The organism is Corynebacterium sp. LaCa_23 (genome assembly GCF_058182375.1).
In genome coordinates this window covers 2,387,259-2,401,496 of sequence record NZ_CP190825.1, presented here as the reverse complement: position 1 = coordinate 2,401,496, position 14,238 = coordinate 2,387,259, and the positions used below count along the sequence as shown (strand labels likewise).

Below are 14,238 nucleotides of genomic sequence, written 5' to 3'. Positions count from 1 at the left end.
AGGAGCGGTACGCGTGAGCCACGATCAGCGCATGTCCGCCGCAGACGAACCGATGGCGCGCGGCGTCATCGAGTTCCTGGGCGGGCCAAGGGGGCGCTTTGCCCGGGATGGCCACACACAGTGGTGGACCCCTTTGCGCGCGCTGATCGCAGTAGCCTGGGTTTTCTTGGCCGGCGGGTTCTTATCCAAGGCGAATTGCGCTGGTGGCACCCGCGGCGAAGACGGCACCATCAACCTGGATTGGTCCGCAAACCGCCAGTACACCTCCTTTTGCTATAACGACATCGTCCCGCTGTATGAAGGCCGCGGCCTCGATCGACCGGGCTTTCCCTACGCCTTTTCCTGGCAGGAAGATGGCCTGACCCGCTATATGGAATACCCGGTATTGGCGGGCATGTTCCAGGGCCTGATGGGCTGGATTTCGCGCCATACCTATGGCCTCGTGGAGTGGGCCGGTGTGCCTGCCGCTGGCTGGTACTTTGGGCTCACCGCCTTGGTCATGGCTTGCATCTGGGTCGGCGTCATCTACATGGTCTACCTCTTGGTGGGAAACCGCACGTGGGACACCATCCTGGTGGCCGCCAGCCCGTTGATTATCATCCATGCCTTTAGCAATTGGGATATACCTGCCATCGCCTTCGCCGTCGGTGCGCTGCTGGCCATTAGCCGCCACCGCCCCTGGCTCGCCGGCATCCTCATTGGCCTTGGAACCGCCTTCAAATTATGGCCGATATTTTTGATGGGCGCGTTTTTCGTCCTTGCCTGGCGCAATCGCCGTTGGGACGCTTTTGCAAAGGTTACCGTCGCTACGGCCGCCGCGTGGCTTGCGGTCAACCTTCCCATCGCCCTGAAATACCCGGCCGCTTGGGCGGAATTTTTCCGTTTGAACCAAGAACGCGGTGCGGAATGGACCACCCTCTATGCCCTGATTAGCCGAAATCTGGGTATTTCTTTCAGCCAGGACTTTTTAAATACCTTCTCCCTCGTGGCGTTCATCCTTTTATGCGCCGGTATCGCCCTGGCCGGCTGGCGCAGCCCGCTTACCCCGCGGGTAGCGGAGTTGGTCTTCCTCATCGTCGCGGCGTTTCTGCTGGTCAATAAGGTATGGTCCCCGCAGTATTCGCTCTGGCTGGTGGTTCCGGCGGCCTTGGCCGTGCCGCGTTGGCGGTTGGTTCTGGGCTGGGCGCTTGCCGATGCCCTCGTATGGCCCCTGCTCATGTGGCACATGCTGGGCATTGATAATAAGGGCATTCCACACGAGCTCTTGGACATGGCGATCCTCGTGCGCGATGGGTTCATCATTGCGATGGCGGTTATTGTGCTGCGGCAAATGTGGAATAAAACGGAAGATAAAGTGCGTGCGGCGCATATGGGCCGCGACCCAGTGGCGGGAGTATTTCAATGATTGTGACTTTAATCGGCATGGTGTCGATCTTGTTGGGCTTTATCTGCGTTATGGCGGCCTTTTGGCTGTTTCACAACAGGGAAGATAAGCGCGGGCCCATCATCTTGGGCATCCTTGCCATCGTTTTCCTCACCATCATCCCCGCGACGGGCGCTATCTTTTTCGCCGCCACCACGACGGGATAGATTTCTTTTCGCCGGTCATATGCGGTACTGTGGTGGGGTTGCTTGACGCAACGTACCCTCCTGCTGCATCCGCAAAGGTGATGCAGCCGAAAACGACTAGACCATAGGAGGTGATGAGGTCCGTGCGTCACTACGAAGTCATGATCATTCTGGATCCTAATCAGGATGAGCGCACCGTAACCCCGTCCCTAGATAAGTACCTCGACATCGTCCGCAAGGACGGCGGCAAGGTTGAGAACCTCGATGTATGGGGCAAGCGTCGCCTTGCATACCCCATCGAGAAGAAGGAAGAGGGCATTTACGCCGTCGTTAACCTGGAGTGCGAGCACCCTTCGGTTTCCGAGCTCGACCGTCGCCTGAACCTGAACGACACCATCCTGCGTACCAAGGTTCTGCGCACCGACAGCAAGTAGCGGATACTGGGATCAGGCACAATCCACGTAACCGATAAGGAGTAAAGACATGGCACAGGGAGATACCAATATTACGGTGGTGGGCAACATAGTTGCTGACCCCGAGCTTCGCTTCACCCCGGCGGGTGCGGCGGTAGCTAACTTCCGCGTCGCCTCCACGCCTCGTCGCTATAATTCGCAGACGAACCAGTGGGAAGACGGCGAAGCTATGTTCCTGACCTGCAACGTATGGCGCCAGGCGGCGGAGAACGTCGCCGAGACCCTGAGCAAGGGCATGCGCATCATCGTTACCGGCCGCTTGAAGCAGCGTTCCTTCCAGACCCGCGAGGGTGAAAACCGCACCGTGTTTGAGATCGACGTCGATGAGGTCGGTCCGTCGCTCCGCTACGCCACCGCACAGGTAAACCGCAATCCCCGTGAGGGTGGCGGCAACTATGGCGGCGGCCAGCAGCAGCGCTCGAATAACAATAATCAGGGCGGCTTTGGAGGACAGCAACAGCAGCAGTCGCAGCAGCAGAACCAGGCTCCTGCAGAGGATCCGTGGAACTCCGCACCGCCAGCTGGTGGTTTCGGAGGCGCTGATTCTGAACCCCCGTTCTAAGTCTGTCACCCGCAACTATTCAACTAACTCAATTGAAAGGCAGGGATCATGAAGCTGATCCTCACCGCTGCCGTTGAGAACCTCGGCGCCGCTGGCGAAATTGTTGAGGTTAAGGACGGCTACGGACGTAACTACCTGCTTCCCCGCGGCTTGGCCATCGTGGCTTCCCGCGGCGCTGAGAAGCAGATTGAGGGCATCAAGCGCGCCCAGGAAGCTCGCGAAATTCGCGACCTGGACCACGCACGCGAGGTCCGCAACCAGCTTGAGCAGCTGACGAACGTTGAGGTCAAGGTTAAGACCTCCACTTCCGGCAAGCTCTTCGGTTCCGTTAACGCAGAAGACATTGTCAAGGCCGTCTCCAAGGCCGGTGGCCCTAACTTGGATAAGCGTATCGTTGATATGCCCAAGGGCCTGGTCAAGAAGACCGGCAACTACCAGGTCGAGCTGAAGCTGCACGCTGACGTGCTCGGCAAGGTGAACTTCTCGGTCGTCGCTGCCTAAGCAGCGCACGACGGTCCACAGACCCAAAGACAACAGCATGGCTTAAGGCCCCACGAATTCTCTATGTGAGGTGGAGAATTCCTGGGGCCTTTTGCCTACCCAACTGGCCTGTGGATAACTGTGAAAATCTGTGGATGAATGTGGAATTCGGCGTTCTTTCCCACCAAGATTTTTGCTTGCCTTACCCGCTGGTCACAGGCCATATTCCACTATCATGTGGTAATTTTCACACCTGCAAATAGCTCCCTGACCAGCAGTTATTATCGCCGCAGGTCAGAAAGGTGGCAAGTTATCCACAGTCGTGACCTCGGTAAATGGAAAGCGATGATTGGACTACCTGGTAATTCCACAATCCCCTGTGGATAACTGTGGAAGTTATACCCAGGCGGGTAGTGTCTGGGCGCTGGTCTAAACTTGGACAGCGTTACACAAGGTCGCTTCACGGACACCAAGGGGGACACATGACCAACGCGAGCTTTGATGATGAACAGCTTCCACCGGAACCGCCTGCGCCGGATAACGCCGTAGCGCGCCGGCCGCGGTACCAACAGGACCAACCGCAGCGATACGAGGAGTATCGCCAGCCGCCGTCGGACCGGGAAGCCGAGCAAGGCGTATTGGGTGCAATGCTGCTTAGCCCCAATACGGTCATGGAAGTTATTGAAGAGCTCGAACCCGATGACTTTTATTATCCGGCTCACGCCTTAATTTATGGCGCGATGCTGGACCTTTACGCGGCGGGCCAAGACATTGACCCGCTTATCCTTTCCTCGCGGTTGGATAGGTTCAATAACCTCGAGCGCGTTGGCGGCGCACCCTATTTGCACACGCTTTTGGCTACGGTTCCTACCGCTGCCAATGCCCGCTATTACGCGGAAATCGTGGCGGAAAAGGCCGTCCTGCGCCGGTTAGTGGATGCCGGTACGCGCGTGGTCCAACTGGGCTTTTCGGGCACGGAGGATGCTGAGATCGAATCGGTGATCGACCGGGCCCAGCAGGAAGTCTTTGCCATCGCCCAGCGTAAAACCGCCGAGGACTACCGCGTGCTGGGGGACCTGATTGACCCCACCATTGATGATTTGGCGGCGCTGCAGCAGGCCGGCGGCGTTGAATTGGGTGTGCCCACAGGGTTTATTGACCTGGATAAGCTCACCAATGGCTTGCACGCGGGACAGATGATCATCGTGGCGGCGCGACCCGGTGTGGGTAAGTCCACGCTAGCGATGGACTTCATTCGCTCGTGCTCGCTGCAGCACGGCAAGTCTTCCGTCATCTTTTCCTTGGAAATGTCCGCCTCAGAGATCGTGATGCGCCTGCTCTCCGCGGAATCCGAGGTGAAGCTCACCGATATGCGCAGTGGTGGGGTGTCCACTGAAGACTGGGCGAAGATCGATGACACGCTTAACCGCATCCAAGATGCGCCGCTATTCATTGATGATTCCCCGAACCTCACGATGATGGAGATTCGCTCGAAGGCACGCCGGCTCAAGCAGCAGCATGGGCTCGACCTCATTGTTTTGGACTATCTGCAACTGATGTCCTCGGGCAAAAAGGTGGAGTCGCGCCAGCAAGAGGTTTCGGAGTTCTCGCGTCAGCTCAAGCTCTTGGCCAAGGAGCTTGAGGTGCCGGTGATTGCCATCTCGCAGCTGAACCGTGGACCTGAAGCTCGAAACGATAAGAAGCCACAATTGGCTGACCTGCGTGAGTCCGGTTCCTTGGAGCAGGACGCCGATATGGTGATGCTGCTGTACCGCCCAGACTCGCAGGACCGCGATAACGAGCGCGCCGGTGAAGCGGATATTATCTTGGCTAAGCACCGCGGCGGGCCCATTGATACGGTGCAGGTGGCCCACCAGCTGCACTACTCCAAGTTCGTCAACATGGCGCACGGATAAAGGGCTTATAGGTCCACGACGGCGGCGGGGTCTCCTAATCGGGGACCCAGAATCACCAACACGATAAAGACCGCGGCCGCGGCCAGGGAAAGCCACCGCCAAACCGGGAAGAAGCGTTGGCCGCACCAGTAGGCGATTGCTGCACCGATGAGCGCGCCGAGGGTATTAAACAGCAGATCGTCGATATCCGTGCGGCCTAAGGCGAAGGCATATTGGGCCGTCTCCAGGGTTAAACTCAGCGCGAATCCCCAGGCCGTCGATACCTTCACGGAACGGCATAGCGTGAATACCAAGAGCCCGAAGGGGATGAAGAAGGCGGTATTACCAGCGTATTCAAAAAGCGGGGCAAACCAACTATTGCCGGAGAATTCATCGAGGGGAACTAAATGGAGCTCGCGGACGCGCTGATTTTCGGGCTTCCACAGGTAACCAATCTGGAAGAAAGCCTTCAGGGTGGTCAGCGCTACCATGACGCCGATCCAGGCGCTAAGGGCTAATTTATCGAGCAAGGGTCTCACCTTTCAGCTCAGGCAGAGTAAATGCCGCTACGGCGGCGATGGCGAATGCGGCCGCAAAGAGCACGAAGAGGAATCCAGCGCCGGTTGCCGCGATCAATGGCGGCACAATAAGCGGTGCCACGATGGAGGCGATGCGGCCAAACCCCGCCGCGGCGCCCGCACCGCGCCCGCGCAGCGCGGTGGGGTAGAGCTCCGGACCAATGGCATACAGGGCACCCCAGGCGCCGAGGTTGAAGAAGGACAACAGGCACCCGGCGATGATGATGAATACCTCGGAACTTGCGGTTCCATAGAGCCCGGCGGAGACGGCGGAGCCGACCAAGAACACGGCGAGGGTAATCCGCCGGCCCCAGACCTCAATGAGCCAGGCGGCAGTGGCATAGCCCGGCAATTGCGCCAAGGTAATGATGAGGGTGAAGCTAAAGGATTTTACGAGCGAGAAACCATCGGCAACCAGCAGGGACGGAATCCAGATGAAGGCGCCGTAATAGGAGAAGTTGACGCAAAACCATATGGTCCACAGCGCCGCCGTGCGGCGGCGCAGGCCCGGACCCCAAATGGAGGTCTCGGTGGAGGCGGTGGGTTCCGGGTGGGCATCGTCAAGCGGCTGGCCCGCGGCGGCCTTTTCGAAGGATGCCACAATCTCTTCGGCCTCCTCGTGGCGGCCCTTGGACTCGAGGAAGCGCACCGATTCCGGTAAGCCCAGACGCACGTAGACCGAATAAGCAGCGGGGATGAGCCCCACGGCAAAGCCCCAGCGCCAGCCGTTTTCGCCGGCGCCGACGATGAAGGTGCCGATGAGCGCGGCGAGGATCCAGCCGAGCGCCCAGAAGGCCTCAAGGAGGACCACCATGCGTCCGCGGATGCGGCGCGGCGAGAATTCGGAGATTAGCGTGGAGGCGACCGGCAGCTCCGCGCCCAAGCCCAGCCCGACGATGAAACGGAAGATGATAAGCATGGTCAGCCCGCCGGCCAGGGCGGAGGCACCGGTGGCCAGGCCGTAAACCAAGAGGGTAAGGGAGAAGACGTGGCGGCGGCCGTATTTATCCGCAAGGAGCCCGCCGAATGTCGCGCCCAGAGCCATGCCGAGGAAGCCAACAGAGGCGAGCCAGGAGGTTTGGGTGCTGCTCAAATCCCAATGCACGGCCAGGGCGGCCATGATGAAGGAAATAAGCCCCACATCCATAGCATCGAGCGCCCACCCTAGGCCGGAGCCCAAGAGTAGGCGCTTGTGTTTGCTGGTGACCGGGAGCCGGTCTAATCGTTCATTGCGGCTGAGCATGCGCTAATCATAGCGCTGGCTAGAAAATTTCCGAAGACGCAGGGAATTGGAGACGACGAATACGGAACTCAATGCCATAGCGATGCCGGCAAATAGCGGGTTGAGCAGGCCAAAGGCCGCTACGGGGATGAGAATAATATTATAGGCAAAGGCCCAGAACAGGTTGCCCTTAATGATCTGCAGCGTGCGGCGGGATAGGCGAATGGCATCGGCTGCGGACCGCAGGTCCCCATTCATCAAGGTGATATCGGAGGCCTCGATGGCAACGTCGGTACCGGCGCCCATCGCCAAGCCAAGGTCCGCTTGGGCCAAGGCCGCGGCATCGTTGACGCCGTCACCAACCATCGCCACATTGTGTCCCTCGGACTGCAGCTTCTTGATGACGTCGACCTTTTCCTCCGGAATCACGCCGGCCGTGACCTCGGTGATGCCAACTTCCTCTGCCACGCGCTTGGCCGCGCCCTCATTATCGCCGGTCAGCAGGTGCGGGGTCAGGCCCAGCTGCTTCATCTGCTGGACGGCCTCAGCGGAGGTGGGCTTGACAGTGTCGCGGACCTCAATGAGCCCAGCGAGCTCATCGTCTAGGTACACCGCCACCGGGGTAGCGCCCGCGGCCTCTGCCTCGCGGAAGGCCTCAGCGTACTGGCCTAGGTCTCCACGCGGCTTGCCGACGCCCACGCGCACCCCATCCGCCGTTGCTTCCACGCCAGCGGTGCTGGTGGAAAAATCGGTACCGGGCTCCACGTCGCGCTCGCGGGCAATGGCCTGGGCGATGGGGTGCTCGGAGTTCCGCTCGACGGCGGCGGCATAATCGAGGACATCGCCATGCACGGCCGTAACGGACATTTCCCCGGCGGTAACCGTGCCGGTCTTATCCATCACGATGGTATCGACCTGCTTGGTGGACTCAAGGATCTCCGGGCCTTTAATGAGCAGGCCTAACTGGGCGCCGCGGCCGGTGCCGACCAAGATGGCGGTCGGGGTGGCAAGGCCCAGTGCACATGGGCAGGCGATGATCAGCACGGAGACAGCGGCGATAAACGCCGGCGCCACGCCGCCAAAGATGAGGTGTACCAGCAGCGTGAGGACGGAAATGCCGATGACTACCGGCACGAAGACCTGCGCGATGCGGTCCACCAGGCGCTGCACGGGAGCCTTGGAGGCCTGCGCGTTGGTGACCAAGGTGGCCATTTGGGAAAGGACCGTGTCCTCGCCCACCTGGGTGGCCTTGACCTCCAACTTGCCGGAAGCATTAATGGTGGCGCCGGTAACGGTATCGCCCACGCCCACCTCTTCCGGGACGGATTCACCGGTGATCATGGAGGCATCCACGGCGGAATTGCCGGAGACGACCTCACCATCGGTGGCAATCTTTTCGCCCGGGCGCACAACGAAGACATCGCCTACCTGCAATTGGGAGATGGGAATGCGTTTTTCCTCGCCGTCCCGCAGCACGGAGGCTTCCTTCGCGCCCATGGATAGCAGGGTGCGCAGCGCCTCAGAAGACTGCCCCTTGGCCTTGACCTCGAACCAGCGGCCGAGGAGCAGGAAAGTAATGACCATTCCCACAGACTCAAAGTAGATATGGTCCATCTCGGCCGAGCTGGAGGACCACGACATGCTCATCGTCATGCCGGGCTCGCCGGCGTTGCCAAAGAATAGCGCGTACAGGGACCACAGGTAGGCGGCCGAGGTACCCATGGAAATCAAGGTATCCATGGTGAACGAGCCGTGCTTCAGGTTGGTCCACGTAGCGGAGTGGAAGGGGGCGCCACCAAAGATGAAGACCACGGTGGCCAGCATGGCGCAGGCCCACTGCCAGTTCTGGAACTGGAGGGCAGGCACCATGGAGACGACCATGATGGGGGCAGACAATACCGCGGAGATGATGGTGCGCCGCAGCAGGCTCTGTTGTTCTGCAGCGCGGGCATCATCAGCCGGCGTGCCCTCTGCGTCCCCGTCCTGGTCTGCGTCATCGTTGCCAGACATATCGAAAGCACTGTATCCGGCGCCTTCGACGACCTTGATCAGATCCGCGGGCGTGGAAGTCTCCGGATCGAACTCAATAGAGGCGGATTCGGTGGCGAAGTTAACGCTCGCCTCAACACCGTCTACCTTGTTGAGCTTGCGTTCTACCCGGGAAGAGCAGGACGTGCAGGTCATGCCCGAGACCCCGAGATCAACGTGTGACATGTTATTCGCCTACTTAAGGGTGTATCCGGCTTCGGCTACGGCGGCTGCTACTTGCTCATCGGTGAAATCGCTGCCGGAGACAGACACTGCGCCGGTGGTGTGGTCTGCGGAAACAGCGTCCACACCGGCGATTTCGCCGACCTCTTCGCGGATGGACATTTCGCAGTGTCCGCAGCTCATTCCTTCTACGGTGTAGTTCTTCGTTGCCATGACTATCATCCTTTCTCGATTGCTTATGCTTCCATGCTATACCCCCTAGGGGTATCAGGCAAGGAAGAAATTTAGGTACGGTGGGGAATAAACCATAATGTAAAGGAGTTACAACGAGTATGGCTACTATTGATGTCACTGAAGAGAACTTTGAACAGACCGTAACCGGCGAAGGCATTACGCTTGTCGATGCCTGGGCGGACTGGTGCGGCCCATGTAAGCGCTTTGCCCCTGTCTACGAGAAGGCATCCGAGGAGCACACGGATGCTACCTTTGCCAAGCTGGACACCGAGGCAAACCAGGGTCTTGCTTCCGCGCTGCAGATTCAGTCCATTCCTACCCTGATGATCTTCCGCGATGGCATCCTCGTCTTCCGCGAGGCTGGCGCACTGCCGCCCGCAGCGCTGGAGGATCTGCTCAAGCAGGTCAAGGACCTGGACATGGCTGAGGTTCGCCGCCAGGTTGAAGAGCAGAACGCACAGGAGGCATAGAATCTGAATTTTCAGAGCTTCCACGGCGCTTTCTGGTGAGTATCGCTAAACTCGCTAGAAAGCGTCTTTTTATGACCAAAGGAGATTGTGATGGCTAACCCCTTCAGCAAGGGCTGGAAGTACGTGATGAGTTCTCTCGATCAAAAGATTGATGAGAACGCCGATCCAAAGGTCCAAATCCAGCAGGCGGTTAAGGCCGCCAAGGAACAGCACCAAGAGATTTCTGATCATGCGGCAGAGATCATCGGGCACAAGTCTCAGTTGGAAATGCAGATGAACCGCCTGGTGAAGTCCCAGCAGGATTACCAATCCCAAACCCAGCGCGCATTGGAGCTTGCGGATTCCGCCGAGGACCCACAGAAGGCGAATGAGTACAACCAAGCCGCTGAGGTAGTGGCCTCCCAGCTCGTTGCGGTGGAACAGGAACTGGAAGACGTCAAGCAGCAGTACGCGGCGGCGGAGCAGGCGGCTGAACAGGCCAAGAACCAGCAAAAACAGTCCGAGGCCCGCTTGAAGGAGCAGCTGGCACAGGTCAGCCAGCTAGAAGCGCAGGCGGATCAGGCTGCAATGCAGGAAAAGAACGCGGAAGCGCTTGATTCCATGAACGAGCTCAAGCCCGACGATTCCGTGCCGAGCCTGGACTCCGTCCGCGCCAAGATTGAAAAGCGCTATGCCGATGCCCTTGGTGCACAAGAATTGCAGCAGGCAACCGGCGGCGACCGCATGAGCGAGATTCAAGCGGCCGGCAACGATATGAAGGCCAGCGCGCGGCTCGATGCGCTGCGCGCCGATATGGCCAAGAAGAAGGAAATCGAATCCGGGGATTAATTCTCGCGGCGGATATTAATAAGCACGCCGCGGATTCCTGAGTGGAACCCATCGCGTAAGTTCACGCGCTGGGTTTCCGTCAGGGTGTATTCATGCAGGGTTTCGCAGGCGAACTGCAGCAGCGGGCGGTCGATCTCCGGTGGCAATCCGCCGCCAGACAGTAAGTGGGCTTGGTCGCGCTGCTCTGAGTTGGCGGCATTATCAAACCACCATGATGCGTATTGCTGGCCCACATCGAATGGTGACTGGAACCCGGCAGAGCTCCAGACCTCTTCTGGCAGCGGGACGTACTTCGAGCGCAGCTTGCGCCGCGGTGCCATCATTGATGGTTTCGGCGCAGGCTTTGGTGCTGCTTGATCGGTAGCCTCGGCCTCTTCCGCGGCGGGCTTTTCCTGCTCTTGTTGGGCTGGGGTTGCGGCCTGCTGTGCGCTTTGAGGCGGCGCGGGCTTTGGGGTAGGTGCCGGCGTGGGCTTTTCTGGGGTGCCGAATGCGGTTTCTACCTCGGAGGGCTCTTCGCACTCGTCGCAGTGTTCGGTGCCCGGAAGCTCCTCTTCTGCTCCCTCTGCCTTCTGCGCTGCATCGCGCACAACTGGGGGAAGCGGTCCCTCGAGGACCTGCAGCTCCATGGAATCCGCGAAGTCCTCGCGTGGATCCAAGATGGTGGTGGAATCACACGTATGGCGCAGCGCCGCGGACATCGAGTCCCAGCCAAAGCCGTACAGGTGCACGCGGATGCCATTGTCTACGGCGGTCTGCGCGCCGGGGATCATGTCAGCATCGCCGCTGACCAGCACGAAGTCGGTGAACTGGTTCTTCACGGCGGCCATGACCATATCGGCCACAAGCCGGGTGTCGACGCCCTTTTGGGTGCGTCGCTCACCCCATTCAATGAGTTGTCCGGTGCGCAATTGCACGCCCTCGCAGGTGCGAAGGGCGCGTTGGTAGCGGTGCGGACCGGTATCCGGGATTCCGTCGTACCAGTATTGGCGCTGAATCGGGTTGCCTAATTGCTCCTCGATCATCCCGCCCATGGTGCTGACCACCTCGGGCAGATCGATTTCTAGCTGCGCGCGAGCCCCCGTTTCCCAGGAGTTATAAAAGCTCGCGAGCAGGTATGAGGTATCGACAAAGACAAGTGTGCGTTCAAGCATGGCTCCTAAGTTCCGTTCTAATTGTTCTAAATAAAATTCTTTGTTACCTCCAGTGTGCCTTATTCACCCCGAAACGTCGATCAGAATTCGCTAATTCCCAGTATATTGGCCGCAAATGAAAAGAATTCGGTGACCATTGCAGCGTCGGCAAGCGTGTTATATGGTTAGTTACACAACTAACTAAGTAACTAACGAGCCGAAGGTGATGATGGATAACTCCACGCAGCCGCTCTTTCGGCAGATTGCGTCCTTGGTGGAAGACACCATTGTGGACGGCACTCTGGCGGAGGGCGATAAGGCACCTTCCACCAATGAGCTGGCGGATTTCCACAACATCAACCCCGCAACCGCGCGAAAGGGGATCACCCTCTTGGTGGACTTAGGAGTGCTGGAAAAGCGGCGGGGCATCGGCATGTTTGTGGCCGAGGGTGCATCGCGTGCCATCCGCGAGCGCAGGCGAGGTGACTTCGCAGCGGAGTATATGGCCCCGCTTGTCGATGAAGCAGTACGCCTGGGCTACAACCGCGCCCAGCTCCATGACCTTTTTGATCGGGTTGCAGAAAGCAGAGGAATGTACTCATGATCACTACCCGCGATTTCACCTTTTCCGCAGGTCTTACCCATGGTCTGGTCGGCCGCAACGGAATTGGCAAGACCACCTTATTGCGAAAAATCGCCGGTCAAATTCAATCCGGCCGCATCACGGTCTTTGACCGCCAGCCCTTTGATAACCAATCCGTACTCAACCGGGTGATCCTCATGGGCATCGACAATCCGCTGCCGGATTCGTGGGGCAGCAAGAAGCTCGGCGCCGTTGGCCAAGCGCGGTGGCCCAACTGGAATGCTGAGCGCTACGAAGACCTCATCGCGCGCTTCGACATCCCCAATAAGGCGTATTCTGCGCTCTCGCGCGGGCAAAAATCGGCGTTGGGATTTGTCTTCGCCGTTGCGTCTGGTTGCGAAATAATGCTTTTGGACGAGCCTTATCTGGGCCTCGACCTGCCGCGTCGCGAACTCTTTTACCAGGTACTCCGGGAAGAGCACGGTCGTACCATCGTGGTATCCACCCATCACCTCAACGAGATAGAGGGCTTGCTGGACACTATTTCCCTTATGGGGGAGCACCCCATTAGCGGTCCCGTGGACGAATTTGTTGATTCCTTCCTGGAAATCAGCGGGCCCGAAGAGGCGATCTCCGCGGCCATTTCCGCACTGGACCTGCCGGTATTGGAGCACGCTTCAACCAGCCTGGGAGACCAGGTGCTTGTCGATGCCCGCACCTCCTCCCCCGATACCGTCTTCCGCTATGCCAACGAACATCACCTCCGGGTAACAGAGGTATCACTTGAAAAGGCTGTCCGAGCATTGGAGGAGCAGTCATGAAACTTCTATGGCACACAACGGAATGGGTTTGGGTTACAGTCCTCTTCTTCATTGCGCTTTACCCCGTACTTTTTGGCGAAAAGTGGGGAACTGTCACCTTGCTCTTGCCCCTTGTGCCCATCCTGACGTATCAACCCAGTTTTGATAAGTACCAAGTACTTGGCCTGAGCTCACAGATATGGAATGAACATCGCCGGATTATAGTCACGGTTTTCGCTGTCGTGGCCATGGCAGGAACGGCTGCACGGCAGGGCTGGTGGGCGTTGGCTGTTTATGCGGCGGCATTGGCATGGGCACTGTGGCGCAAACCAACCCCAACCAGGACGGGCTACTCGACGACCCCTTTGGGAATTGCATCCAAGCTTGGGCGTTTCCCGCCGACGCTCGACGCGCAGGCTGTATACCGCCGCCAGCTCCGCATGTGGCTGATGGTCGTCGTATTTTTAGCCATCAACGTTGTGCTTTCGCTAATGAGCACGCTGTGGGAACCGATGGAATTTATTGCTTTCATTGCTTGGGCACTCTCCGCCGTTTTCATCAGCCAGCCCATGGGCATATTGCGGGATACGCTCAGGGACTATGTCACGCTCGGCGGCACGCGTCGGCGCTGGGCTTCCATGACCGCAATGACCGGGCTCATCCTCATCCTTGGTTGCGCCGCCGTGGGCTTAGCCTTATCCCTCGGGGGAACCACGATCGAGATAGCCGCCGCCATGACCGCCATCGCGGCCGTCACCGTCCCGGGCCTTACGTACCTCGAGTTCCTAGAGAAGAGGACCCTTGGAGTTTTTGTCGCGTACCTCCTCGGTATCGCAGCACTGTTATGGCTTTTCGTCCAAGGCTATGTCTCGGCCGCGGTGGGGATGTTTATAAGCCTTGGCATCTACGCCGTATGGGCCGTAACCCTGCCGATATATGCACGCCGCATAAGCAGCCTGTGGGAGAAAGGCTTTGCGGGCTGGCTCGGCATGAAATAAATGCTTTCGAAACCAAGAGTGACCAGCGAGTTTGTGGAAATTTAAAGCGGTGTGTAACTTAATACGAGTCAGCGCGACCGACAGCGCCCCACAGAGACAGACACTGTCTCTGGCTGAAGCGGCGATAGGAAAACAGGCCCTGACGAAAACAATTTTTTACTCGCAACGAGTTCCATGCTTTTAGGCATGTAGCTGTTGTGTGCTG

16 protein-coding genes are annotated in these 14,238 nt (G+C 58.7%); 11 read left to right on the top strand and 5 right to left on the bottom strand.

The features are described 5' to 3' along the window. The first annotated feature begins 13 nt into the window (after positions 1-13). The 6 genes from ACP8IT_RS11350 (at position 14) to dnaB (ending at position 5,000) form a co-directional block, all read left to right on the top strand. Positions 14-1,405, top strand: coding sequence for a glycosyltransferase family 87 protein (locus ACP8IT_RS11350; protein WP_490290122.1), 1,392 nt, complete (start codon positions 14-16; stop codon positions 1,403-1,405). Beyond that, positions 1,402-1,590 (top strand): hypothetical protein, encoded by a 189-nt coding sequence (locus ACP8IT_RS11345; RefSeq protein ID WP_005275803.1) that lies wholly within the window; start codon positions 1,402-1,404, stop codon positions 1,588-1,590. Before ACP8IT_RS11350 ends, ACP8IT_RS11345 begins: the two co-directional genes overlap by 4 nt. Positions 1,591-1,712: 122 nt before the next feature. After that, a complete protein-coding gene (gene rpsF / locus ACP8IT_RS11340; RefSeq protein ID WP_023016353.1) occupies positions 1,713-2,003 on the top strand; it encodes a 30S ribosomal protein S6 in 291 nt (96 codons plus the stop codon). A gap of 49 nt (positions 2,004-2,052) precedes the next feature. Continuing rightward, entirely contained in the window at positions 2,053-2,604 is a 552-nt protein-coding gene (locus ACP8IT_RS11335; protein WP_005275799.1) for a single-stranded DNA-binding protein, read from the top strand. A gap of 48 nt (positions 2,605-2,652) precedes the next feature. Then, positions 2,653-3,105, top strand: coding sequence for a 50S ribosomal protein L9 (gene rplI, locus ACP8IT_RS11330; protein ID WP_005275797.1), 453 nt, complete (start codon positions 2,653-2,655; stop codon positions 3,103-3,105). Positions 3,106-3,566: 461 nt separating this feature from the next. Next, a complete protein-coding gene (dnaB, locus tag ACP8IT_RS11325; protein ID WP_490290121.1) occupies positions 3,567-5,000 on the top strand; it encodes a replicative DNA helicase in 1,434 nt (477 codons plus the stop codon). Between the two features lie 5 nt (positions 5,001-5,005). On the opposite strand, the gene ACP8IT_RS11320 is transcribed toward dnaB, so the two are convergent. Genes ACP8IT_RS11320 through ACP8IT_RS11305 form a run of 4 tightly spaced genes read right to left on the bottom strand, consistent with a single transcriptional unit; the run spans position 5,006 to position 9,203 of the window. Further along, on the bottom strand, positions 5,006-5,470 hold the full coding sequence (locus ACP8IT_RS11320) for a VanZ family protein (protein ID WP_284630582.1): 465 nt from the start codon (positions 5,468-5,470) through the stop codon (positions 5,006-5,008). Between the two features lie 28 nt (positions 5,471-5,498). Then, positions 5,499-6,800, bottom strand: a complete 1,302-nt coding sequence (locus ACP8IT_RS11315; protein WP_490290120.1) for an MFS transporter — start codon at positions 6,798-6,800, stop codon at positions 5,499-5,501. A 3-nt stretch (positions 6,801-6,803) separates the two neighbouring features. Beyond that, entirely contained in the window at positions 6,804-8,993 is a 2,190-nt protein-coding gene (locus tag ACP8IT_RS11310) for a heavy metal translocating P-type ATPase (RefSeq protein ID WP_490290119.1), read from the bottom strand. Between the two features lie 9 nt (positions 8,994-9,002). Continuing rightward, positions 9,003-9,203, bottom strand: coding sequence for a heavy-metal-associated domain-containing protein (locus ACP8IT_RS11305; RefSeq protein ID WP_023027975.1), 201 nt, complete (start codon positions 9,201-9,203; stop codon positions 9,003-9,005). Positions 9,204-9,322: 119 nt separating this feature from the next. Here ACP8IT_RS11305 and trxA point away from each other — a divergent pair, with 119 nt between their 5' ends. Next, positions 9,323-9,694, top strand: coding sequence for a thioredoxin (gene trxA, locus ACP8IT_RS11300; RefSeq protein WP_278722872.1), 372 nt, complete (start codon positions 9,323-9,325; stop codon positions 9,692-9,694). A gap of 90 nt (positions 9,695-9,784) precedes the next feature. Beyond that, positions 9,785-10,522 (top strand): PspA/IM30 family protein, encoded by a 738-nt coding sequence (locus tag ACP8IT_RS11295; RefSeq protein WP_005280399.1) that lies wholly within the window; start codon positions 9,785-9,787, stop codon positions 10,520-10,522. On the opposite strand, the gene ACP8IT_RS11290 is transcribed toward ACP8IT_RS11295, so the two are convergent. After that, the gene (locus ACP8IT_RS11290; protein ID WP_023016349.1) at positions 10,519-11,673 is read right to left on the bottom strand and encodes an NYN domain-containing protein; all 1,155 of its coding nucleotides are present in this window, start codon (positions 11,671-11,673) and stop codon (positions 10,519-10,521) included. The two genes, ACP8IT_RS11295 and ACP8IT_RS11290, sit on opposite strands and share 4 nt — an antisense overlap. Before the next feature lie 208 nt (positions 11,674-11,881). On the opposite strand from ACP8IT_RS11290, the gene ACP8IT_RS11285 reads away from it, so the two are divergent. Genes ACP8IT_RS11285 through ACP8IT_RS11275 form a run of 3 tightly spaced genes read left to right on the top strand, consistent with a single transcriptional unit; the run spans position 11,882 to position 14,033 of the window. Beyond that, a complete protein-coding gene (locus ACP8IT_RS11285; protein ID WP_035108334.1) occupies positions 11,882-12,256 on the top strand; it encodes a GntR family transcriptional regulator in 375 nt (124 codons plus the stop codon). Beyond that, positions 12,253-13,056 carry an ATP-binding cassette domain-containing protein gene (locus ACP8IT_RS11280; protein WP_490290118.1) on the top strand — a complete coding sequence of 268 codons (804 nt, stop codon included), beginning with the start codon at positions 12,253-12,255 and terminating at the stop codon, positions 13,054-13,056. The genes ACP8IT_RS11285 and ACP8IT_RS11280 overlap by 4 nt, the downstream gene beginning before the upstream one ends. Continuing rightward, on the top strand, positions 13,053-14,033 hold the full coding sequence (locus ACP8IT_RS11275) for a hypothetical protein (RefSeq protein ID WP_284612866.1): 981 nt from the start codon (positions 13,053-13,055) through the stop codon (positions 14,031-14,033). The genes ACP8IT_RS11280 and ACP8IT_RS11275 overlap by 4 nt, the downstream gene beginning before the upstream one ends. Positions 14,034-14,238 lie beyond the last annotated feature (205 nt).